The sequence below is a fragment of the Metabacillus herbersteinensis genome, from assembly GCF_042433335.1.
GTDB classification, from domain to species: domain Bacteria; phylum Bacillota; class Bacilli; order Bacillales; family Bacillaceae; genus Metabacillus; species Metabacillus herbersteinensis.
The window spans coordinates 1-1,906 of record NZ_JBHLVO010000076.1; the positions used below are offsets into that span (position 1 = coordinate 1).

Annotated in this window: 2 protein-coding genes; both read right to left on the reverse strand. The window is 37.0% G+C overall.

Annotated elements, in window-relative coordinates; genetic code table 11:
- Positions 1–184: 184 nt before the first annotated feature.
- Positions 185–1,132, reverse strand: a complete 948-nt coding sequence (locus tag ACFFIX_RS27670; protein ID WP_378939869.1) for a transketolase family protein — start codon at positions 1,130–1,132, stop codon at positions 185–187.
- A 1-nt stretch (position 1,133) separates the two neighbouring features.
- Positions 1,134–1,906: transketolase (locus tag ACFFIX_RS27675; protein WP_378939871.1), on the reverse strand; the 773-nt coding region annotated here is incomplete at its 5' end.

Sequence of the window (1,906 nt, forward strand, 5' to 3'; positions counted from 1 at the left end):
ACACCAGTTGGATCATCATCTAAAACGATAAACTTATGTTTTGTTTGTTTTAAATGATCTTTGATTTTAGCTCGTAGGCTATCATCGGATTTAGAGAAGAGAGGATTTTCTAATGTATCTTTTAAATTTGGATATTGGGTTACGTTTGACAAAAACCCTCCCCCTTTCTTTATCTAAAAGGCGATTATCTAATTACTTTTTCACCTAATAGTTCATTTGCAGTTGAAACAATACGGTGTGCTCTTAATTCAAAGAGGTCAAGTAATTCATCCATTTTACCAGAAACTCCGAAGCGGTCATTTATACCGATTCTTCTTAATTTAGACGGTTGGCTTTCTGATAATACTTCAGCAACCGCACTACCTAATCCACCAATAATTGAATGCTCTTCAACTGTGATAACATTTTTTGTTTTCGCAGCAGATGCAACAATTGCTTCTTTATCAATAGGTTTAATTGTATGAATGTGTAAAAGTTCAGCGCTTACACCTTGTTTTTCTAATTCATCTACTGCTTTTAGTGACTCATCAAGCATAATTCCAGTACTGATAATTGTAATTTCAGACCCTTCACGATATTTAATTGCTTTACCGATTTCGAAAGGCTCTTCTTTCTTTGTTACGATCGGTACTGGTAATTTTCCAACACGTAGGTAAATAGGTCCATCATGGTAATAAGCAGCTTCTACTGCTTTTTCCATTTCAACAGCGTCTGCTGGAACAATTACAGTCATACGTGGAAGAGAACGCATTAAAGAAATATCTTCGAACGGTAAATGTGTTGCTCCTTCTTGAGCAGCTGAAGTACCAGCGTTATGACCGACAATTTTCACATTGTTATTTGAGTAACATACAGAAATTCTCATCTGATCAAATGCGCGACCAGTAAGGAAGTTTGCATAAGCATTCGCAAATGGTACTTTACCTGCTACTGCCATACCAGCTGCAGTTCCTACTAAATCACATTCAGAAATACCGATGTTAAAAAAGCGTTTTGGAAATCTATTTTTAAATAGATTTGTCATATTTGATTTTGCGCAGTCCGCATCAAGTACCACTAAATTATCATGTTTTTCTCCAAGTCTAATTAGTGCATCAGCAAAACCTTTACGTGGTGCTTCTAGATTTTCCATCTTAAGCCAACTCCTTTAAAGCGATTTCTAATTGCTCATCATTTGGAGCCATTCCATGCCAATCATGTGTATCTTCCATAAATGAAACTCCCTTACCTTTAACGGTATGAGCTAGAATTGCAGTAGGTTTACCTTTTGTACGTTTAGCTTCTTTAAACGCTTCATTTACTGCATTGATATCATGACCATCAATTTCAACAACGTGCCAACCGAAAGCTCTAAATTTATCTCCAAGATTTTTAACACCTTTTACATTTTCAACGAAATCATCAAGTTGGATTTTGTTCCAGTCGATAATCGCACAAACGTTATCAAGATTGTAATGCGCACTTGTCATCGCTGCTTCCCATACTTGACCTTCTTGTAATTCTCCATCACCGATCATGCAATATGATCTTCTATTGCTACCATCTAGTTTTGCAGTTAAACCAACACCATTAGCAACTGATAATCCTTGACCAAGTGATCCTGAAGATATATCTACACCTGGGATATGCTCCCCACATGGATGTCCATGCAATCTACCGTCTACATCCCTGAATGTCATTAACTCTTCAACCGGGAAGAATCCCTTTTCAGCTAATACTGAGTAAAACACAGGTGTACAATGTCCTTTTGATAGGAAGAAACAATCACGGTCTTGCCAATCTGGATTGTTAGGATCAACATTCATATGTTCATAGTAAAGAGTTAGTAATAGTTCTGTTGCAGAAAGTGATCCTCCTGGATGACCACTTCCAGCATGATTGGTCATTTTAACTATGTGACGGCGAA